We start from the raw sequence: 22,041 nt of genomic DNA on the forward strand, positions 1-22,041 counted from the left end.
AAAATCAAGCCCCGGCACAGCCGGGGCCGTCGAATTTTCGCAGAAAATTCGCCCTCTCAACTCAACCCGGAGTCCCGCGCGATCATGGCGGCATGGGTGCGGTTCTTCGCCCCCAGCTTTCGGCTCAGCGTCTTTACGTGAAGCTTGACCGTTACCTCCTGCAGATCGAGGTCGCGGGCAATCTCCTTGTTCGACTTTCCCTCGCAGATCCCCCGCAGCACATCCGTCTCGCGCCGCGTCAGGCTTTGCAGCGACGCCGCGATGGCCGGTTCCCGCAGCAGAAGCGAGATAGGAGCGAATACATCACCCGATGCCATCAGATGCACCGCAGCAATCATCGCCCGTGCCGCAAGCGTCTTCGGAACGAACCCTGCTGCCCCCGCCTGCAGGACAGCCTCGGCCAGATCGCGTTGCGCCGTTCCCGAGATGATCGCTATGGGCACGTTCGGTGCCGCGGCACGGGCGCGGGCCAGACCTTCCAGACCGCTCATCCCGGGCATCGTGTAATCCAGAAGCACCAGATCGAAACCCCGATCCTCTTCCAGCACCGCCAGCGCCTCTGGTAGGCTGGCCACGCAGCGGACTTGCTCGAAACCCTCGGCCACGAGAAAGGCCGCAAGCGTTTCCCTCACAAGATCATGGTCATCGGCCAGAAGAAGCCGCATCTGCCACCTGTCGCTGCCGGAACGGCCAACTGCACCGTCCAGCCCAGCATGACATGCGAAACACCTTGGAAAGCAAGGCCCTTCTGTCCTAGCCTCTGCGCAAGGTGCAGCCTGTTGCCAGGCTGCGCGACGCCGCAGGGCCGGGATCACAGGGAAAGGGTGCGGATTGGGGGGCATGCGCTGGGCACGGCAGGTTCGGCTGGGCACGATGGCAGGGCTTGCCATCCTCTGCCTCGTCGCGATCGGCCTTCTCGCCCATGAGGTGCGCTCGAAACTGACGGCGCTGCAACGCGCTTCGACAGACAATACCCAATGGGTCGTGATGCAGACCGAGGTGGAGATCCTGCGCCTGCAATCCGCCCTTCAGTTCGCCCGGACCGAACCAACGCCCGAGCACCTCGATGAGGTGCGCCGCTGGTTCAACGTCCTCTACAGCCGGATCGGCATGCTGGAGCAAAGCCCCCTTTACGCGCCCATGCTGACGGGGCCCGATTTCGCGCCCGAGTATGGCCGCCTGCGCGGCTTCCTCGACGATACCGTGGCAACCATCGACGCACCGGACCCGGTCCTTGCCGAAGCGATCCCCGCGATCCTCGCGCCCCTTCCGGATGTACGGGCCGCCGCGCGAACCCTTACGCTCAACGCCCTTTCGGAATTCGTGGCCCAGGCGGATCTCAACCGCGAGTCCATTTCCTCGACGCTGCTCAGGCTTGCCATGGTGACGGCGACACTTCTTTTCATCGTGGTCGGGGTCGCGGGCGTCCTTGCCGTGCAATTCCGTCGGTCCGAGACACAGCGCGCCGTGCTGCGGGCAACGGGCGCTCGACTGGCAACCATCGTCTCGGCCTCGGCCGACGGCATCGTCGTGACCGACCGGCAGGGGCGGATCCGTGAATTCAACCCCGCTGCCGAAGCCATCTTCGGCCTTTCGACGGAAGCGGCGCGCGGCAGGCACGTCTTCGAAGCGCTTTTTGCCGAAGGTGCAAACGGCCCACAGGCGCGCGACCTGATTGCCGCGATCCGCGACACCCCCACCCGTGCGGGCGAACCGCTGCGGATCGAGATCGATGCCCGCCGCGCCGATGGCACGGTCTTTCCTGCGGAAGTCTCCATCGCGCGCGCGCAAGTCCCCGAAGAAGGCCTCGTCGTCGCCTTCGTCCGGGACATCTCCCTCCGCCGCCGCGACGAGGCCGCCCTGACCCGCGCACTCGATCAGGCGCAGGCCGGAGAACAGGCCAAGGCAGAGTTCCTCGCCGTCATGAGCCACGAGATGCGCACCCCCCTCAACGGCTTGATCGGCTCGGTCGAACTGCTGCGGCACACCCGACTTTCACGCGAGCAGGCGGAACTTCTTTCGGTGATGGAGGCATCGGGCGAAATCCTCCTCGGACATGTAAATTCCGTACTTGATGTCTCACGCGCCGAGGCCGGTGTCGCCCTGCCCGAAAAGGCAAGTTTCAACCTCGATCGCCTGCTGGAAGAGACCGTCGCCAATCAGGCGGGGCTTGCCGCGGCCGGCGGCAACCGCCTGACTCTCTCTACTCTTTCCGGCCCGTTGGACTGGGTCACCGGTGATCGTGGCCGCCTGCGCCAGATCCTGCTGAATCTGATCGGGAATGCCGTGAAATTCACCCGAAACGGCGATATCGCCGTCGAGGTGGAGCGGCTGCAAACCCCTGCCCCGATGGTCGAATTCCGCATCTCCGATACCGGGATCGGCATAGCCGAGGAAGATCTGGACCGCATCTTCGACGATTTCGTCACGCTCGACTCCAGCTATGGGCGCAGCGCGGGCGGCACCGGGCTGGGCCTTGGCATCGCCCGTCGCCTTGCCCGTGCCATGGGCGGAGATATCGGCGTGGAAAGCCTGATGGGCGAGGGAAGCCTGTTCTGGCTGCGCCTTCCCCTGCCGATTGCCGCGGCGGAGCCCGCAGCCGTGACCGGGATCGATTTGCCGCATCAGGTTACAGGAGACGACGGTGGGGAAGTGCACTCAGATAGCGAAGGGGCGAAATTGCGGATCGAACCGCTTGATATCCTTCTGGTCGAGGACAATGCGATCAACCGCTTTCTGATGCGCCGCTTTCTCGAAAGCGCGGGGCACAGGGTGACCGAGGCGCATGACGGACAGCAGGCCGTCGACCTTGCCGCACAGACCGCCTTCGACGTCATCCTGATGGATATCTCCATGCCGCGACTGGACGGGGTATCCGCCACCCGCGCCATCCGCCGCGCGAAGGGGCCAAGCGCGCAGGCACGCATCCTCGCCCTCACCGCGCATGCCCTGCCACAGGAACAGGCGCAGTTTCGCGCGGTCGGCATGGAAACTGCCCTGACCAAGCCGGTAACGCGCGACGACCTTCTGCGCGCACTGCTCCCTTCCGGGTCCGGGGGCACCTTCTCTCCGGCCCCCGATGCGCGACAGAAGACAGAAACCTCGGCAGAGCCGCCGGTCCTTGACACCGACGCCCTAGATCAGATGCTGCGTCACCTTGGCCCGGAAACATCCCGTCCCCTGATCCAGCGGCTCGTGGTCGACGGTGACGGCATTCTTCACCAGATCGCGGCCCTCTCCCCCGATACGCAGCGTGACGAGATCGCGGCCCTGTGCCATCGCCTGTCAGGCGCTTCGGGGACCTTCGGCACCCGCGCCCTCAGGGAGGTGCTGGTTCAGGCGGAAACGGCAATCAAGACCGAGGACATGCCATCCCTGCTTCAGGCCTTGGAAGCCCTGCCCGCGATCTGGAGGGAGACACGCGCCCTGCTCTCTCAACAGCTGGGCACGGGCACGGAAACCACGGCCCTCCACATCGCAGAGCAGGGCTAGGCCGCCGCAGCAGGCCTGTCGCAGGTCTGACTTGCGGGCCCGCCGCTCTCAGCCCCGCGAAGCCTTCAGCGCCCGGCGCACCAGCCCCGGAACGCGCGCATCAAGGCCAAGCGGCGGCAGCACCCGCCCCAAGAAACCCGCCTCCTCTAGGGCAGCGGGCAGATCATCGATGACATGGCCACCGCGGGCCGCAAAGAAGGGCAGGACAATCGCGTCAGCCGGCAAACCCGCCGCCACTTCGGCGATGCGGGGACTCTGGTCGATGAACCCGACCTCCACCCGCGCAAGGCCCAGCTCGCCCTGCAACCGTGTCGCCACGTCCCGCGCCACCTCGGCCGGGGCGGGGCTGCGAAAACTGCCATGCGCCGCCACCAGAACCGTTGCCTCTCGCGCCACCAGCCCATCCACCAGCAACGCCTCCCGCACAACATCCACGGCAAGGGCCTGCACCGCCCCGTCCAGTCCGAAGGGTGGCAGCACCGTCCAGCGCGCGCCCCCTGCTTCGGCCAGTTTTTCCGGAAGATGTGTCCGGGTGAACCAGCCTCCTGCCATGAACAGCGGATAGACCAGCCCCTCCTCTCCCGCCTCCGCCACAGCCCGCGCAATTGCGCCGGGCTCGGCCAGCGTCGCCGCACGGACATGCCAGTCCGGCATCAGGGATTGCACCTTGGCCGCAAGGAAGGCGATCTCGGCCCCGGCGGGCGCAGGATCAGAAGGTTGACCATGCGCCACGATAAGGGCGGCGGGTTTGCGGGAAAGGTCGTTGCGCGGCATCATGCGCGGCATCTAGACAGGACGGCCATCGGGTCAAGCCTCCGGTCCCGTCAACCCCGGCAACGCGTCCTCGGTCAGCGCCGCGCGGCAATGGTCGACGAAAGCCGCGACCGCCCGCCGAGACGGGGAAGCCTGTGACAGGATCAGCCCCATCCGCATCGGCGGGCGGGTCGTCACCAGCGGCACGAAGACCAGACGCCGCCCATCCGGTGCCCGATCCGATCCCAGCCGGATGTTCGCGATGGAATAGCCGAACCCGTTGGCAACCATGGCCCGCATCACCCCCATATCACGCGTCCGTTCGGCAATGCGGGGCCGCAACCCCTCGGCCGTGAAGAAGGAAAGGAAGTAATCCGCACTGAAGGGCAGATCCAGAAGAACCATCGGCCATTCCGCCAGATCCTGCGCCGTGACGAAGGCCCGCGTCGCCAGCGCATGCTCTTCGGGCAACAGCGCATAGGGTGGCAGCGAAAGCAGGGGATGAAAGGCCAGATCACCCGGAATCTCAAGATCATAGCTCAGCGCAAGGTCGATGGTCGCGTGGCGCAGCGCCTCGATCAGCCCGGCATGGTCATGCTCCGACTGGCGAAACTCAACCTCGGGGAAGGCCTCGGCAAAGCCTCGACGCAGCCGCGGCAACACCACCTGCGCAAAGGTCAGCAGGCAGCCCACGGCAAGCGGCCCGCGCACCTGCCCGGTCAATTCGGCCGCACGGTCGTTCAACGCCGCCCCCGCCGACAGCACCTCGCGCGCGGCTTCGGTGAACTGCCGCCCCCCTTCGGTCAGCGAAAGCCCCTGCGCATGACGCCGAACGAAAAGCTGCAGGCCGAATTCCTGCTCCAGTTGCGAGATGGCCGCCGATATCGACGGTGACGAGACATGGCACCGCTCCGCCGCAAGCGCGACCGAGCCGCAATCCGCGACCGCGACAAGGTATTCAAGTTGGCGAAGCGTAAAGCGCAGCGGCATGGCACAAAAGCTAGACGCGCGGGGCCGCTTGCGAAAGCCCCATCCGCAGCATCATGCCCGCCGTTCCCCGCGCGCCGCACGGGTCGCTGCAATCACTCATCCCCCGGCACGCCATAGGACGGCGCATCGCGCGGATCACGGGCGCGCTGAACATAGGCCGCCATCTGCGGCGCATAGACCTCCCAGGCCCGCGCAACCGCCTCGATTGGCCGCGCCTCTTCCGACCAGTCGCAGCGCAACTCCGCCACCGGCCAGCTTTCGCGATCCACTATCAGAAGGCCCGCCGAATGCACCGGCCCCGCCTCGCCCCCGGCATCCCGCCCGGCGATGAGGGCGGCGATCAGGCGGTCACCCAATGCGCCACCTGCGGCCAGAAACCCCTCGACCATCGCCCCCGGCACCCCTTCATGCGCCAGCAGGTTGCCACCGGCAATCACACCCGGCCCCTCGGCGATCCCCCAACGGCCAAGGATGCGCGCACCGCAATGGCTGGCCGTGCGCCCCTGCCCGTCCACAACCATCAACTGCCGGTAGTCCACATGCGCGGCCCCGGCCACGACCGCCGCCATCGCGCCGGAGGCATCCGCCCCCCCCGCCAAACGCGCCAGAAGCGCGGGCCCCAGCGCGGGGTCGGTGATGTTCTGCGTCGCGGCCACGCCCACCCCTGCCCGCGCATGGGCACAGCGCGCCGCCACGGCGGGCGAGGAGGATGAGATCACCATGCCGAAGGCGCCGGTGTCGGAACAGCGGGCCAACAAGGAAAAAGTCATGCGTAACCTCGAAGAATAGGGCCTCGTCAGCGGTTCAGGGATCCGGGGGCCCGCATCTTCGTCTCGGCCCAAATACCCATGCGACAGGCATGCAAGGCGGTTCAGTCGGGAATGACAGCCGTGGCATCGATCTCCACCAGCCAGTCGGGCCGCGCCAGCGCAACCACGACCAGCCCGGTGCAAACCGGATGCACCCCCCGGATATACTCTCCCATCGTGCGATAGACAGCCTCACGATGGCGCACATCGGTTAGATAGACGACAAGTTTCGTCACATGCTCCATCTTCCCACCGCATTCCTCGACGAGTTGGCGGATGTTCTGCATGACCTTGTGAGTCTGTTCGACGGGGTCGTGACTTTCGATGTTCTTCGCCGTGTCCAGATCCTGCGGGCATTGCCCGCGCAGGAAGATCACTGTCCCCCGCGCGACGACGGCCTGCGCAAGGTCGTTGTCCAACTTTTGCTCCGGATAGGTGTCCTTGGTGTTGAACTTGCGGTGGCGGATATGGGCCATGGGTACTTTCCGTTGCATCTGTGGGATTTCGGCAGTCCGGAGGACGTTCCTGCGCCCCCGGCAGGGTCGGATCATGCCTCGTGCATCATCCGGGCGATGTATTGCGCGAATTCGAAATTCGGCCGCTCCAGATGGCTCAGTGGTCCGGGGGCGGACATACGGGCTAGAAGGCCGCGATAGACCTTCTCGGTGCAGCCCTTGTCCTCGACCTGCACATCGTCAAGCAGCGCCTTGACGGCAGCCAGATGGGCAGGTGCCTCGGGATCGGACATCCATGCTGCACTCATCCCGCCGCCGTAGAGCACCTTCACATGCCCCGGTCCGTCAGGCGTCAGGGAGAGATACCAGAAATAGCCTGGGGTCAGAGTGATTAGCAGGGCTGGATAGACTGCAAGCAGCCATGTGATCCGCCGCTCATCGCCTTGCAGGCGCGTGTCCGACGGATGGGCAAGTGCCAGCGGAACGGTGTCGTTCTTCACGATCCAGTGGTAGTTGAAAGACTCGGTCCCTTCGGGGCATTCCATCAGGGCAAGGTCGCAACTGCCCCCGATGGTGCCCGCATGGCAGACCGGCAGATGATAGCTTTCCATGAAATTCTCGGCCAGCACCTTCCAGTTCGTGGCCCAGCGAAATTCCTCGCGGAAGGTCTCGGCATAGTTGGCCATGTCCAGATGGCCGACCAGAGCCTCCACGTCGCGCAGGGACTGGTGCACGTCCGGCGCGTCGGGGTTGAGCGTCACCATGATCCAGCCCAACCAGTCGGTCACACGGATCTGCGGAAGATGCACCTGTTCCTTGCAGAAACTCTCGTTCAAGGTCATCGCAGGCGCACCGCGCAGCGATCCGTCGAGGTTGTAGGTCCAGGCATGATAGGGGCAGACGATGCTGCGCACCCTTCCCCGCCCTTCCAGCAGCGTGCTCATCCGGTGGCGGCAGACATTCGACAGGCCGCGCAGGGCCCCATCCCTGTCGCGCAGGATGATCACAGGCTCGCCCGCGATCTCCATCGTCAGGTAATCGCCCGCTTCCTTCAGCGCATCCGCACGTCCGGCGCAAAGCCAGTCGCGCGCGAAGATGTGCCGCTCCTCCGCTTCGGCGAATTCGGGCGACACATAGACGGACTTCGGCATCGCCTGCGCCCGCTCGAAAGGCACCGCCACATTGGCCCGCAATTCCTCAAGGGCGTGAAGGGCGGGGTCGCGTGCGGTCATCGGGCAGGTCCTCCAGCGGCAGCGCCGTTCGTTTCCCGGTCAGTGGACCGGGATCATCGCGCGACCCGACAATCCATCACCGCGAACCGCAAGGAAAGCAGGATGTTCCGCCGCGCGGCTTAGGACTAACCTAATCAGCGCCCTCCGCTCCCTCGCCGCCCTGCGCCATCACCATGGAACACAGCCTCGCCGCGACCGGGGTCAGGATAGCCCCGGTCCGGGTCAGCAGACCGAAAGGCTCCACTACGATCCCCATATCGACAGGCAGGATCACATAGGGTGATCCCGTCCCGGCAAAGCGGTCGCAGACCGCCCGCGCGAGGGGGGCAATGGCATTCGATTGCTGAATCAGCGCAAGCGTCAGCAGGAAGGACGAGGTGGCAAGCCGTTGCGGCGGCTGCGGCAGACCAAGATCCGTCAGGCGCTCCATCACGGCCCGGGTCAGCAGCGCCTCCGGACCCGGCATGACCCAGTCGAAATCCATCAACTCGATCGGATCGATCCGTCCCCCATGCGCCAGACGATGCCCCCGCCGCACCATCAGGGCAACGGGTTCCGCGCCGATGGGCGCGGAAAGCGTCAGTTCCCCCTCCATCCCCGGCGGCATGCGGCCAAGGGCGAAATCCATCCGCCCAGCCAATAATTGCTGCCCAAGCAGGTCCGATGGCGCGACGACCACCTCGGCCGATACCTGCGGCAGGGCCAACCGCGCCGTCCGCAGCGCGGGCAGCACCCTATCCAGCGCCGGGCCCGTCACCGACCCGATACGCACATGCCCGGCCCCCCCTCCGGCCAGTTCCTCCATCTCCCGCCCGGCATCGCGCAGTTCCATAAGCACCCGCATCGCCCGGCGTGCCAGCGCCTCGCCTATCGGTGTCAGGGCGATTCCCCGCCCCGTACGCTGATGCACGGACCGCCCTGCGATCCGCTCCACCTCGGCCAGAAGGCGCGAGGCTGCGGGTTGCGCGATGCCCAGACGATCCGCGGCCAGCCCCAACTGCCCGGCCTCGGCCAGCGCCGCCATCAAGCGCAGATGCGACAGCTTCAATCCCCGCCGCAGAAGGGCATCCATTTCCGACATAACGTTTCTGCCATAGCAAAATCACAAATCATTCTTTGACCGATATGCAAGCCTGTTGCAACTCTGCGCCCCGCGGCCAGATCCGGGCTTAACCGGGATGAAGGGTCGAAAACGGGCCGTGGCGCATCACGGCGAGGGAGGACATCATGATACTTTCCAGAAGGGCGCTTCTCGCGCTTGCCACCGCTGCATCCATGGTCGGCGTCGGCGCACCGGTCTTTGCACAGGACAAGGGCACCATCGGCATCGCCATGCCGACCCAATCCTCGGCACGCTGGATTTCCGACGGCAATTCCATGGTCGAGCAGTTCCAGGCGGCAGGCTATGCCACCGATCTGCAATATGCCGAAGACGACATCCCGACTCAGCTCGCGCAGGTCGAGAACATGATCACCAAGGGCGTGAACGTCCTCGTCATCGCGGCCATCGACGGCACCACGCTGTCGAACGCGCTGGACAACGCCGCCGCCGCAGGGATCAAGGTCATCGCCTATGACCGCCTGATCCGTGACAGCGGCTCGGTCGACTATTACGCGACCTTCGACAACTTCAAGGTCGGCGTGCAGCAAGCAGAATCGCTGGTCAAGGGCCTGAACGAACGCTTCCCCGGCGTGAAGCCGTGGAACGTAGAGCTCTTCGGCGGCTCACCCGACGACAACAACGCCTTCTTCTTCTACAATGGCGCGATGAGCGTCCTGCAGCCGCTGATCGACTCGGGCGACATCGTCATCCCGTCGGGCCAGATGGGCATGGACGTGGTCGGCACCCTGCGCTGGGATGGTGCCGTGGCACAGGCGCGGATGGATAACCTGCTGTCCGCCAACTACGGCGACAAGCAGCTTCACGGCGCGCTCTCGCCCTATGACGGGCTGTCCATCGGCATCCTGTCGTCGGTCAAGGGCGTGGGCTACGGCTCGGGCGACCTGCCGATGCCCATCGTCACCGGTCAGGACGCGGAAATCCCGTCGGTGAAATCGATGATCGCGGGCGAGCAGTACTCGACGATCTTCAAGGACACCCGCGCGCTGGCAGGTGTGACCGTGAAGATGGTCGATGCAATCCTGTCCGGCGGTGAGCCGGAAATCAACGACACCACCACCTATGACAACGGGGTGAAGGTCGTGCCGTCCTACCTGTTGGAGCCGGTCTCGGTCGATGTCACGAACTACGAGGAAATCCTCATCGGTTCGGGCTACTACACCGCCGACCAGTTGAAGTAACCGCAAGAAACCTTGGCCCGCCCTGCCCTAGCGGCCGGGCGGGCCTTTTCCAACCGGGGGACCGCCATGGCAACGCTTCTGGAAATGCGGGGGATCAGCAAGGTCTTCCCCGGTGTCCGCGCGCTTGACCACGTGAACCTCACTGTGGAAAAGGGCGAGATTCACGCCATCTGCGGTGAGAACGGCGCTGGCAAATCCACCCTTATGAAGGTGCTGTCGGGCGTCTATCCCCATGGCAGCTATGACGGCGAAATCTTCTATGACGGCGCCCTGCTCGCCAATCGCGGCATCCGCGACAGCGAAGCAAAGGGCATCATCATCATCCATCAGGAACTGGCGCTCGTGCCGCTCCTCTCCATTGCCGAGAACCTGTTTCTGGGCAACGAGGTGGCCTCGGGCGGCATCATCAACTGGCCCCGCGCCTTCCAGATGACTGGCGACCTTCTCAAGAAGGTCGGGCTTGACGAACCGCCCACCACGCAGGTCGGCAAACTCGGCGTCGGCAAGCAGCAACTGATCGAAATCGCCAAGGCGCTGGCCAAGGATGTCCGCCTACTGATCCTCGACGAACCCACCGCCGCCCTTCAGGAAAACGACAGCCAAAAACTCCTCGACCTGATGCTTGAGTTGAAGGCGCAGGGCGTCACCCAGATCATCATCAGCCACAAGCTGAACGAGATCGGCCGCGTCGCCGACCGCATCACCATCATCCGCGACGGCGCGACCGTGTCGACCCTGTCGAAATCCGAGATCAGCGAAGAACGCATCATCCGCGACATGGTCGGCCGCGATATGGCCCACCGTTACCCCGAACGCGAAAGCAATCCGGGTGACGTGCTGATGGAGGTATCGGGCTGGAACGTCTGGCACCCCGAACAGCAGGGCCGCCAGATGATCCGCGACGCGGCCTTCACCGTTCGGAAGGGCGAAATCGTCGGCATCGCGGGCCTGATGGGCGCTGGCCGGACCGAACTCGCCATGTCCATCTTCGGCCACGCCTATGGCCGGGACATTTCCGGGACGGTGAAGATGGGCGGAAAGCCGGTCGACACGTCCTCCGTGACCAAGGCCATCGCCGCCGGCCTCGCCTATGTGACCGAAGACCGCAAGCAGCTTGGCCTTGTCCTCGACGAACCCATCGTCAAGAACATCACGCTGGCGAACCTTGCCGGGGTCGCCAAGCGCGGCGTCCTCTCGCGCGGGCGTGAACAGCAGGTGGCCGAAGAATACCGTCGCGCCATGTCGATCCGCACGCCTTCGGTGTTCCAGAAGGTGGTGAACCTGTCAGGCGGGAACCAGCAGAAGGTCGTCCTCTCGAAATGGCTCTTCGCCGATCCGCAGGTCCTGATCCTCGACGAACCGACGCGCGGCATCGACGTCGGCGCGAAATTCGAAATCTACACGATCATGAACGAACTCGCCGCCCAAGGGCGCGGCGTGGTGATGATCTCGTCGGAAATGCCCGAACTCTTGGGCATGTGCGACCGGATCTACGTGATGAACGAGGGGCGCATCGTGGGCGAACTGACCAAGGCCGAAGCCAGTCAGGAACGTATCATGTCCCTCATCCTGAAGAATGACGGCAAGGCGAAGGTGGCGTGATGGCGGATCAGACGGCAGGCACGGGCGGCAAGGGCATCGGCGCGCATCTCGGCGGGCATCTGCGGGAAAACGGGATGATCCTCGCGCTGGTCGCGATCGTCCTTTTCTTCACCGTGATCGTGCGGGTGACGCAAGGGGTGGATTTCCTCTCCGCCCAGAACATCACGAACCTCTTCCTCCAAAACTCCTACGTCATCATCATGGCACTGGGAATGCTTCTCGTCATCGTCGCGGGCCATATCGACCTTTCCGTCGGCTCTGTCGTAGGCTTCACCGGGGCTGTGGCTGCCGTCCTGACGGTCAACATGGGCTGGCCCGTATATGCGGTCGTACCGACCTGCCTTTTCGTCGGCCTCCTTATCGGCGCGGCGCAGGGATACTGGGTCGCCTATTGGCGCATTCCGTCCTTCATCGTGACGCTTGCGGGCATGCTGGTCTTCCGCGGCCTCACCCTCTGGCTGCTGGCGGGGCAGAACGTCGGGCCCTTCCCCCGCTCGTTCCAGTCGCTCTCCACAGGCTTCATCCCCGATGCCTTCGGCGTCGACAAACCGAACATGACGGCGCTCGCCCTTGTGGCGCTGGCCGCCGTGGCGATCCTCTGGATGGGGCTGCGCGCCCGCGCCCGGGATCAGCAATTCGGCATCGCGCCAGAACCGATGATCGTCTTCACAATCCGTAACTTCGTCATCACGGCCGCACTCCTCTTCGTCGGCTACAAGCTGGCAAGCTTCCGCGGCCTGCCCAATGTCGTCGTCGTCCTGTCAGTGCTGACCGTCCTCTATGCCTTTTTCACCGAAAGCACGACCACGGGCCGCCGCATCTATGCCCTCGGCGGGAATGAAAAGGCCGCGCGCTTGTCGGGCATCAACACCGATCGCCTCGTGTTCCTCACCTTCTGCAACATGGGTGTCCTTGCCTCTCTGGCCGGCATGATCGTCGCCGCGCGCCTGAACTCCTCCACCCCGAAGGCAGGCGTCGGCTTCGAACTGGACGTCATCGCCGCCGTCTTCATCGGCGGAGCCTCGATGACGGGCGGATCGGGCAAGATCATCGGCGTCGTCGTCGGTGCGCTGATCATGGGGGTGATGAACAACGGCATGTCCATCATGGGCATTGGGATCGACTACCAGCAGGTCATCAAAGGCCTCGTCCTCCTCGCCGCCGTCATCTTCGACGTCTACAACAAGAACAAGTGAGGCCCCCGATGCTCCTGTCGCAGATCACCCGCCCCAACGGCAGCCTCGCCGTCGTGGTCCGCGCGGGGTCCGAGGCCGCGATCTTGCGCGGCACTGCCTCCACCTACGACCTCGCGATGGAGGCCGCCACCACCCGCCGCCCCGTCGCCGCGATCATCGCCGAGAGGGGCATGGGCGAGGCGGTCGATCTCCCCTCCCTCCTTGCCGAGGGGCGCGTCACCCTGCCCATCACCCATCCCGATCCGGCCCACATGCACCTGACGGGAACCGGCCTCACCCATCTGGGCAGCGCCTCCGCACGCGATTCGATGCATGCCAAACTGGCCGGCAGCGACACACTGACCGACAGCATGAAGATGTTCCGCATGGGGCTTGAGGGGGGCCGCCCACCCGCAGGCACACCCGGCGTACAGCCCGAATGGTTCTACAAAGGCAACGGCACCACCGCCATCGCGCCCGGCCAACCCCTCACCATGCCCCCATTCGCCGAAGACGGCGGCGAGGAACCCGAACTCGCCGGCATCTACATCATCGCCACCGACGGTACGCCCTGCCGCCTTGGCTGGGCCTTGGCGAACGAGTTTTCCGATCACGTCACCGAACGGGTGAACTACCTCTGGCTCGCCCATTCCAAACTGCGCGAGGCCTCCTTCGGCCCCGAAATCCTTGTGGGCGACCTGCCCGCCGATGTGCAGGGCATGTCCCGCATCCGCCGCGACGGCACGGTGATCTGGGAAAAACCCTTCCTGTCGGGCGAGGCGAACATGTCCCACACCATGGCCAACCTCGAACATCACCATTTCAAATACGACCTCTTCCGTCGTCCGGGCGATGTGCATGTGCACATGTTCGGCACCGCGACGCTCTCCTTTGCCGATGGCATTTCCACCAGACCCGGCGATATGTTCGAAATCGAAGCAGCGCCCTTCGGCCTGCCCCTGAAGAACCCCCTGGCCCGCGCCCCTGCCCCGCAGGCGGCGACAGTGGCCGTCCATACCCTGTGAGGACAACATGACCTTCAAACCCGCCAAATGGCCCCGCAAACTGCGCTCGCAGGAATGGTTCGGCGGCTCCAGCCGGGACAACATCTATCACCGCGGCTGGATGAAAAATCAGGGCTTCCCGCATGACCTCTTCGACGGCCGCCCGGTCATCGGCATCCTGAACACTTGGTCCGAACTGAACCCCTGCAACGCGCATCTCAACGCGCTGGCGGAAAAGGTGAAGAACGGCATCTACGAGGCGGGCGGCTTCCCGGTCGAGGTTCCGGTCTTTTCCGTCTCGGAGTCCGCCTTCCGTCCCACGGCCATGATGTTCCGCAACATCGCCGCCATGTCGATAGAAGAACAGATGCGCGGCCAGCCGATGGATGGCTGCGTGCTGCTGGTGGGCTGCGACAAGACCACCCCCTCCCTCCTGATGGCCGCCGCCTCGACCGACCTGCCCTCCATCGTCGTCACCGGCGGGCCGATGCTGAACGGCTATTTCCGGGGCGAACGTGTCGGCTCCGGCACCCACCTCTGGAAATTCTCCGAGGCCGTGAAGGCAGGCAAAATGTCCCCCGCCGAATTCGCCGAGGCCGAGGCCTCCATGTCCCGCTCAGCAGGCTCCTGCAACACGATGGGCACCGCCAGCACCATGGCATCCATGGCCGAGGCGCTGGGCATGGCCCTCTCCGGCAATGCCGCCATCCCGGCGGTGGACAGCCGCCGCCGCGTCATGGCCCAACTGTCGGGCCGCCGCATCGTGCAGATGGTGAAGGATGATCTCAAACCCTCCGACATCCTGACACGTCAGGCCTTCGAAAACGCCATCCGCACCAATGCCGCAATTGGCGGATCGACCAATGCCGTCATCCACCTTCTGGCCATCGCGGGCCGCGTCGGCATCGACCTGACGCTGGATGACTGGGACCGCCTCGGCCGCGATGTCCCCACCATCGTCAACCTGATGCCATCGGGCAAATATCTGATGGAGGAATTCTTCTACGCGGGCGGCCTGCCCGTCGTCCTGAAACGTCTGGGCGAGGCAGGGCTTCTGAACAAGGACGCGCTCACCGTTTCCGGCGAAAGCGCATGGGAACAGGTCAAGGATGTGGTCAACCACAACGAAGACGTGATCCTTCCCGTCGAAAAGGCCATCACCCAATCGGGCGGCGTCGTCGTGGTGAAAGGCAACCTAGCCCCTGATGGGGCGGTGCTGAAACCCTCTGCCGCGACCCCCTCGCTCATGGTCCATCGAGGGCGTGCCGTCGTGTTCGAGGATATCGACGACTACAAGGCCAAAATCAACGACCCCGATCTCGACATCGACGAAACCTGCGTCATGGTCCTGAAAAACTGCGGCCCGCGCGGCTATCCCGGCATGGCCGAGGTGGGCAACATGGGCCTCCCGCCCAAGGTCCTGAAAAAGGGCATCACCGACATGGTCCGCATCTCGGACGCCCGCATGTCCGGCACAGCCTATGGCACCGTCTGCCTGCACACCTCGCCCGAAGCCGCCGCAGGGGGGCCCTTGGCCGTGGTGCAGGACGGCGACATGATCGAACTGGACGTCCCCAACCGCCGCCTGCATCTGGACATCAGCGACGAGGAGCTCGCCCGCCGCCTCGCCGCGTGGAAACCCCGCGTCACGCCGCCCGACAGCGGCTATGCCATGCTCCACCACAAGCATGTCATGGGCGCGGACAAAGGCGCGGATCTCGATTTCCTGCGCGGCTGCCGCGGCGCGCCGGTGGGCAAGGACTCGCACTGATGGCGAAGATGAAACTGGCGCTCGTGGGCATCGGCAAGATCGCCCGCGACCAGCACGTCCCCGCGCTTGCGGCTTCCCCAGATTGGGAGCTTGCCGCCACGGTCAGCCGCTCCGGCACCGTTGACGGCATCCCCGCCTATACCGACTTCGCCGCCCTGCTGGCCGAACGCCCGGATATCGGCACCATCTCCCTCTGCCTGCCGCCCCAACCCCGCTATCCTTACGCGGAACTGGCGCTCAAGGCAGGCCGTCACGTCATGCTGGAAAAACCCCCCGGCCAGACCTTGGCCGAGGTCCACGCCCTCGAACGCCTCGCCGCGCAACATGGCGTCACCCTCTACGCCACATGGCATTCCCGGATGGCCGAGGCCGTCGCCCCCGCCAAGGCATGGCTCGCCGACAAGACCATCACCCGCGCTCATATCACATGGCGCGAGGATGTGCGGAAATGGCATCCCGGTCAGGACTGGGTCTTCGAACCGGGCGGCATGGGCGTCTTCGACCCCGGCATCAACGCCCTCTCGATCCTCACCGAAATCCTCCCCGCCCCCGTCCATGTCACGCAGGCCGATCTGGAATTCCCGGCCAACCGCGACACCCCCATAGCCGCGCGCATCGCCTTTTCCGGCAATGTCACCGCCGATTTCGACTGGCGTCAGGAAGGCCCGCAGACCTGGGATATCGAGATCGACACCGACCAAGGCCCCTGCGCCCTGCGCTTCGGCGGCAACCGGTTCGAGGTGGCAGGACAGGAAGTCGCGGGCGAACAGACGATCATGGGCGAATACCCGCGGCTCTACGCGCGCATGGCGGAACTCGTCCGCAACGGCGCATCCGAGGTCGACCTCGCCCCGATGGTGCATGTCGCCGATGCCCTGACTCTTGGACGACGCATCGTCACCGACGCCTTCCAGTTCTAGCCTATAGACCCCCTTTCACCACCGGATCGGGGGTCACAGAGACCCGATGGCAAAAGGGGGAGGGTGCTTGCCACCCTCCCCCCCTATATTCGCACCTCCCGTGGCGCGCCTGACGCCCGGCGCATGGTCATCCCCGGCATGCGGTTATGGGGGCGACAGAAGACGGACCACCCCATCCCGAGGGAGGGCTTGCTCAACCCTCAGGTCCGCATCACCCGATAGATCGCCGGGATCACCAGCACCGTCAGCAGTGTCGACGACAAAAGCCCGAACAGAAGCGAGATCGCCAGCCCCTGAAAGATCGGGTCCGCCAGAATGACCACCGCCCCGATCATCGCCGCGATGGCCGTCAGGAGGATGGGCTTGAACCGGATCGCCCCCGCCTCCACCAGCACATCCACCGTCACCGGCCCCGTCGTCGAATGCCGGATGAAATCCACCAGCAGGATGGAGTTCCGCACGATGATCCCCGCCAGCGCGATGAAGCCGATCATCGACGTGGCCGAGAAGGGGGCCGCGAACAGCCAATGGCCAAGGATGATGCCAAGGAAGGTCAGCGGGATGGGCGTCAGGATCACCAGCGGCAGCTTGAACGACCCGAACTGCGCCACCACCAGGATATAGATACCCAAAAGCGCCACGCCGAAGGCCGCCCCCATGTCGCGGAAGGTGACGAAGGTCACTTCCCATTCCCCATCCCACAGCAGCGTGACCTTGCCCTCATCCTCCGGCTGCCCGTGCAGGCTGATCTCGGGCTTGGTGCCCGGCGCCCAGTCCTGCGCCTCGATGGCATCGGCCACGGCCAGCATCCCGTAAAGCGGGGCCTCGAAATCGCCGGCCAGCTCTGCCGTCACCATCTCGGCTTCGCGCCCGTTGTGGCGGAAGACGGGATAGGACGACTGCTCCTCCGCCACGCGGATCACATCGCCCAGTTCCACCACCCCGCGCGCGCCGGGCAGGACATTGGCCGGGATCGGCGTCGTCAGGAACCGCTCATCCAGCACCCGGTCGGCCTTGTCGCGCCCCACGATCAAGGGGATGGGATGCCGCCCGTCGCCCCGGTGCGAATAACCCACCACCTGCCCGCCATTCAGCAGCGCCATGGTGTCGAAGACATCCGCCTCCTGCACGCCGAAGAATTCCAGATCGTCGGTCGAAATCGTTGCCCGCAGGCGCGGGGCCATGACGCCGAAACTGTCATCCACATCCACCACGAAGGGCACGCTCTCGAACGCCGCACGGATCTGCGCCGCCGCCTGCCGCCGCGTCTCGGCGTCCGGCCCATAGACCTCGGCCAGGAGCGTTGCGATGACGGGCGGCCCCGGCGGGGGTTCGACGGTCTTCAACACCGTCCCCTCTGGCACCGCCACAGCCTTCAGCCGTTCACGGATATCCAGCGCGATGTCATGGCTCGCCCGGTCCCGTTCGGTCTTGGGCAACAGGTTTATCGCCACCTCACCCAATTGCGGCTCCTGCCGCAGATAGGTATGCCGCACCAGCCCGTTGAAGTTGAAGGGCGCCGCCGTCCCCGCATGGGTCTGGACCGACGTCACCTCCTCCATCCCCATCACGATAGCCGCCACATCCTGCGCCACGCGATCCGTCGCCTCCACCGACGCGCCTTCGGGCAGGTCGATCATCACCGAAAGCTCCGACTTGTTGTCGAAGGGCAGCAGCTTCACCGTCACATCCCGCGTATACAGCGCCGCCAGCGACCCGAAGGAGAGGACGGCGGTGACCAGAAGGAACGCAAGGCTGCGCCCTTTCGAAGCAAGCAGCGGCCGCGCCACGGCATTGTAGGACCGCTCCAGCAGCCCGCCATGATGCCCCCCATGGCTGTCGTCGCCGCCATGGGCCGACATGTCGGCCTTCCCCGCGATCTTCACCATCAGCCAGGGCGTGATGATGACCGCGACAAAGAAGGAAAAGATCATCGCTGCCGATGCATTTGCCGGGATGGGCGACATGTAGGGTCCCATCAAACCGCTCACGAAGAGCATCGGCAACAGCGCCGCCACCACCGTCAGCGTGGCAACGATGGTGGGATTGCCCACCTCCGCCACCGCGTCGATGGCCGCAGCCATCCGCCCGCGCCCGTCCTTCATCCCCCAATGCCGCGCGATGTTCTCGATCACCACGATGGCATCATCGACAAGAATGCCGATGGAGAAGATCAGCGCGAACAGGCTCACCCGGTTCAGCGTGTATCCCATGATCCATGACGCAAACAGCGTCAGCAGGATCGTCACCGGGATGACGATGGCCACCACGATGGCCTCGCGCCAACCGATGGCCAGCCAGACCAGCGCGATGATCGACACAGTGGCAAGGCCAAGGTGGAACAGCAGTTCATTGGCCTTTTCATTCGCCGTCTCGCCATAGTCGCGCGTCACGGTAAGGTGCATGCCGTCCGGGATCAGCTTGCCTTCCAGCCCCTCCACCCGATGCAGCACCTCTTCGGCCACGACCACGGCATTGGCCCCCGCCCGCTTCGCCACGGCCAGCGTCACGGCAGGCGACCGATGCACCGCACCGTCCTCGCCCTTCACCAGATGGCTCACGATGTGATCCGAAGTGTCGGGAACGAAACTCACCTCCGCCACATCGGCCACATAGACGGGCCGACCATCCCGCGCCGTCAGCAGCAGGTTCGCCACTTCCGAAGGCGCGGTCATGGTCTGCCCCGCCACAAGGTCGATCTGCCCACCCTGATCGCGGATCTTTCCGGTGTTCAGCGTCCGGTTGGCCTGCGCCACCTTCCCCGCCAGTTGCTGCAGCGTGATGCCATAGAGCGCCAGCCTTTCCGGGTCAGGCGCAATGCGGATCGCCTCCTGCGCCTCGCCCACGATATAGGTCAGACCCACATCCTCGGTCTTCGCCACCTCGGATTGCAGCGCGCGCACCACACGTGTCAGGTCATTCGCCGTCACCCCCTCGTCGCCCGAAAGGGTCAGCGTCAGGATCGCCACATCGTCGATCCCCCGCCCGATGACCAAAGGCTCCGGGATACCCACCGGAATCCGGTCCATATTGGCGCGCAGCTTGTCATGCACGCGCAGGATCGCATCCTCGGCCTTGGTGCCCACCTCGAACCGCGCCGTCACCAGCGCGGCATCGTCCCGCGTCTGGGAATAGACATGTTCCACATCGTTGATCCCCTTCACGAGGATCTCCAACGGCTCCGTCACCAGCTTGACCGCATCCTCGGCGCGCAGGCCCTGCGCCTGCACATGGATATCCACCAGCGGCACGGAAATCTGCGGCTCCTCCTCGCGCGGCAGCGACACCAGCGCCACCAGCCCGGCCGCCAACGCGGCAAGGATGAAAAGGGGCGTCAGGGCAGAATCGATGAACCCCTTGGTCAGCCGCCCTGCAATGCCCAGCTTCGCGTCACTCATGGCCCACCTCACCCGCTTCGGGCGCCACGGCCAGAACCGCATCCCCGGCCTTCAGCCCGGTCAACACCTCGACCATCGCCGCGCCGTCCACGACCACCCGCGCACCCGGCACCACCGTCCGCAGACCCGCGCCCTCTATGCCCACGAAATCCAGCCCGCCGCGCGTCACCAGCGCGGTTTCCGGCACCAGCAGCGCCTCCCGCTCACCCACCGGCAGGCGCACCAGCACACGGGCATCGACGAAGCGATCGGACAGATCGGCCACCTCGACATCCGCCACGACGCGGCCATTCTCGATCAGCGGATAGACCTTCACCAACCGCCCGGCCACCGCTCCAGCCGCGCCCTCGATCTCGATGGCGTCACCCTCGTTCAATTCCGCCGCATGCCGCTCCGGCACCGCCAGCCGCAGGAAGATGCCGCCGCCGCCCAGTTGCGCGACAGGTTCACCCGGCATCACCACGGCGCCCTGCGCCACCGGCACATCCAGCACCCGGCCCGCCACCGGGGCCAGCACCACCCCTTCCGCCGCCTGCTGTTCCACCACCTGCCGCTCCGCCGCAACGGCGGCCAACTGTCCCTTCACCACATCCACCTGCGTCCGCAGCGCATCCAACCGCTGCGCCGTCGTCACCCCCTGCGCCAGCAACTCCTCGCCCCGCTTCAATTCCGTCTCGGCATTGACGAGCTGGGACCCAAGCGCCCCGGCCTGCGCATCCAGTGCCGAAAGCCGGAAGCCCAGCTTCTCATCCACCACTTCCGCCAGCACATCACCCTGCGCGACCAGATCACCCTCCGCCACCTTCAGCGAAACCAGCGTCCCCCCCAGCCGCGCACGCGCCGGAATGCGATCCCGCGCCTCGATCCGGCCATACACGGCCTTCCATTCGGTGATCGGGACAGCCTCCACCGTCACGGTTTCGGCGAAGGCGGCGACAGAGCCCAGCATCAGGGCGATGATCGGACCGGCAATAGTAAGGCGCATGGGGAATCTCCTTGCGATGACGGGGCAGAGGTAACCTGTCACGACAAAATATTCAAGACTCTGAATGTATGAATTCCACAGTCTGACACATGCCCTGCGGAAATCCTTGCCCTTCCGCAACGGACCGCTAGACAGAAGGCCAGAACGGGGACCCGCTCCATGACCAAGATCAAGGACATCGCCGCCCGCGCCGGGGCGTCCATCGCCACCGTATCGCGGGTGGTCAACGGTTCGGGCTATGTCAGCCCCGCCATGCGTGCCCGTATTGAGGAAGCGGTGCGCGACCTCGGCTACACCCCCAATGCCGGGGCAAGGATGATGCGCTCCGGGTCAAGCCGGATGGTCGGCGTCCTCCTGCCCTCGCTCGACGTGCATTTCTTCGGCATCCTCGCCCATGTTGTGGAACAGGCCCTGTTCCGCGAAGGCTATCACGCCATGATCTGCTCCACCGCCGAAAGCCCGGAACACGAGGCCGCCTATGTCGCGGCCCTGCTCGGTCAGCAGGTGGACGGCGTGATCCTCGCCTCGGTCACCTCCGAAGGGGCCGCGGTCGAACGCCTCCGCGCCGCCGATATCCCCATCGTCGCCGTCGACCGCGCCCTGCCCGGGCTGCCCGCCATCACCGCCGACCATCATCAGGGCGGGCGGCTCATGGCGCGTCACCTTCTCGACCTCGGGCATAGGGAGATCGGTGTGATCGGCGCGCCCGGCCATTCCGCCCCGGTGCAGCAGCGCGTGGCGGGCATCACGGCCGAACTCGGCGCCGCGGGCCTTGCGCCCACGGCCATCCGCCTTGGCCCCGAACACGGCTTCGACGCCTGCCGCAGCCTTGCCGACGACCTCCTCTCCGATTGCCGCCCCACCGCGCTGGTCGGCACCTCCGACATGGCGGCCATCGCGGCCCTTCATGCCGCCGCCGCGCGGGGGCTTGCGGTTCCCGGCGACCTGTCCGTCATGGGCTTCGACGACCTGCCCGCCGCGCGCTACACGCTTCCGCAACTGACGACGGTCGCGCAACCCATCCGCGCTATCGGCGCGGCGGCAACCGCCCGCCTGCTCGCCCTGATGCGCGGCACGACACCGCCGCCGCCGCCCGACCTGCCCCTGACCGTCATCGAACGCGGCACCACCGCGCCGCCCACCCGCTGACCACG

General features: G+C 65.5%; 17 protein-coding genes. 8 read left to right on the forward strand and 9 right to left on the reverse strand.

Annotation, left to right across the window (positions count from 1 at the left end):
- Positions 1-56: 56 nt before the first annotated feature.
- Positions 57-665, reverse strand: a complete 609-nt coding sequence (locus TabM4_RS15085; RefSeq protein ID WP_434614052.1) for a response regulator transcription factor — start codon at positions 663-665, stop codon at positions 57-59.
- A 175-nt stretch (positions 666-840) separates the two neighbouring features.
- Here TabM4_RS15085 and TabM4_RS15090 point away from each other — a divergent pair, with 175 nt between their 5' ends.
- Positions 841-3,492, forward strand: a complete 2,652-nt coding sequence (locus TabM4_RS15090; protein WP_434614055.1) for an ATP-binding protein — start codon at positions 841-843, stop codon at positions 3,490-3,492.
- 48 nt (positions 3,493-3,540) lie between these two features.
- Here TabM4_RS15090 and TabM4_RS15095 read toward each other — a convergent pair whose 3' ends face one another.
- The 6 genes from TabM4_RS15095 to TabM4_RS15120 form a co-directional block, all read right to left on the reverse strand.
- Positions 3,541-4,269 (reverse strand): sirohydrochlorin chelatase, encoded by a 729-nt coding sequence (locus TabM4_RS15095; protein ID WP_434614058.1) that lies wholly within the window; start codon positions 4,267-4,269, stop codon positions 3,541-3,543.
- Between the two features lie 30 nt (positions 4,270-4,299).
- Positions 4,300-5,235 (reverse strand): LysR family transcriptional regulator, encoded by a 936-nt coding sequence (locus tag TabM4_RS15100; protein WP_434614061.1) that lies wholly within the window; start codon positions 5,233-5,235, stop codon positions 4,300-4,302.
- A 92-nt stretch (positions 5,236-5,327) separates the two neighbouring features.
- Positions 5,328-6,005 (reverse strand): DUF1028 domain-containing protein, encoded by a 678-nt coding sequence (locus TabM4_RS15105; protein WP_434614064.1) that lies wholly within the window; start codon positions 6,003-6,005, stop codon positions 5,328-5,330.
- A 101-nt stretch (positions 6,006-6,106) separates the two neighbouring features.
- Complete coding sequence (locus tag TabM4_RS15110; protein ID WP_434622105.1) at positions 6,107-6,520, reverse strand: RidA family protein; 414 nt, start codon at positions 6,518-6,520, stop codon at positions 6,107-6,109.
- A gap of 71 nt (positions 6,521-6,591) precedes the next feature.
- Entirely contained in the window at positions 6,592-7,731 is a 1,140-nt protein-coding gene (locus tag TabM4_RS15115) for an aromatic ring-hydroxylating oxygenase subunit alpha (RefSeq protein WP_434614067.1), read from the reverse strand.
- Between the two features lie 130 nt (positions 7,732-7,861).
- Entirely contained in the window at positions 7,862-8,803 is a 942-nt protein-coding gene (locus tag TabM4_RS15120) for a LysR substrate-binding domain-containing protein (protein WP_434614070.1), read from the reverse strand.
- A gap of 155 nt (positions 8,804-8,958) precedes the next feature.
- Here TabM4_RS15120 and chvE point away from each other — a divergent pair, with 155 nt between their 5' ends.
- The 6 genes from chvE (at position 8,959) to TabM4_RS15150 (ending at position 16,504) form a co-directional block, all read left to right on the forward strand.
- Complete coding sequence (gene chvE / locus TabM4_RS15125) at positions 8,959-10,032, forward strand: multiple monosaccharide ABC transporter substrate-binding protein (RefSeq protein WP_434614073.1); 1,074 nt, start codon at positions 8,959-8,961, stop codon at positions 10,030-10,032.
- Between the two features lie 66 nt (positions 10,033-10,098).
- Positions 10,099-11,634: a multiple monosaccharide ABC transporter ATP-binding protein gene (gene mmsA, locus TabM4_RS15130; RefSeq protein ID WP_434614076.1), complete on the forward strand. Its 1,536-nt coding sequence runs from the start codon at positions 10,099-10,101 to the stop codon at positions 11,632-11,634.
- Complete coding sequence (gene mmsB, locus TabM4_RS15135; protein ID WP_434614079.1) at positions 11,634-12,830, forward strand: multiple monosaccharide ABC transporter permease; 1,197 nt, start codon at positions 11,634-11,636, stop codon at positions 12,828-12,830. The genes mmsA and mmsB overlap by 1 nt, the downstream gene beginning before the upstream one ends.
- A gap of 8 nt (positions 12,831-12,838) precedes the next feature.
- Positions 12,839-13,834, forward strand: a complete 996-nt coding sequence (araD1, locus tag TabM4_RS15140) for an AraD1 family protein (protein ID WP_434614082.1) — start codon at positions 12,839-12,841, stop codon at positions 13,832-13,834.
- A 7-nt stretch (positions 13,835-13,841) separates the two neighbouring features.
- Positions 13,842-15,584, forward strand: a complete 1,743-nt coding sequence (araD, locus tag TabM4_RS15145; protein WP_434614085.1) for an L-arabinonate dehydratase — start codon at positions 13,842-13,844, stop codon at positions 15,582-15,584.
- A gap of 8 nt (positions 15,585-15,592) precedes the next feature.
- Entirely contained in the window at positions 15,593-16,504 is a 912-nt protein-coding gene (locus TabM4_RS15150; protein WP_434622107.1) for a Gfo/Idh/MocA family protein, read from the forward strand.
- A gap of 200 nt (positions 16,505-16,704) precedes the next feature.
- Here TabM4_RS15150 and TabM4_RS15155 read toward each other — a convergent pair whose 3' ends face one another.
- Complete coding sequence (locus TabM4_RS15155) at positions 16,705-19,902, reverse strand: efflux RND transporter permease subunit (protein ID WP_434614088.1); 3,198 nt, start codon at positions 19,900-19,902, stop codon at positions 16,705-16,707.
- A complete protein-coding gene (locus TabM4_RS15160) occupies positions 19,895-20,887 on the reverse strand; it encodes an efflux RND transporter periplasmic adaptor subunit (RefSeq protein WP_434614091.1) in 993 nt (330 codons plus the stop codon). The genes TabM4_RS15155 and TabM4_RS15160 overlap by 8 nt, the downstream gene beginning before the upstream one ends.
- A gap of 159 nt (positions 20,888-21,046) precedes the next feature.
- Here TabM4_RS15160 and TabM4_RS15165 point away from each other — a divergent pair, with 159 nt between their 5' ends.
- Entirely contained in the window at positions 21,047-22,036 is a 990-nt protein-coding gene (locus tag TabM4_RS15165; protein ID WP_434614094.1) for a LacI family DNA-binding transcriptional regulator, read from the forward strand.
- Positions 22,037-22,041 lie beyond the last annotated feature (5 nt).

The organism is Tabrizicola sp. M-4 (assembly GCF_051132405.1).
Classification (GTDB): Bacteria; Pseudomonadota; Alphaproteobacteria; order Rhodobacterales; family Rhodobacteraceae; genus Paragemmobacter.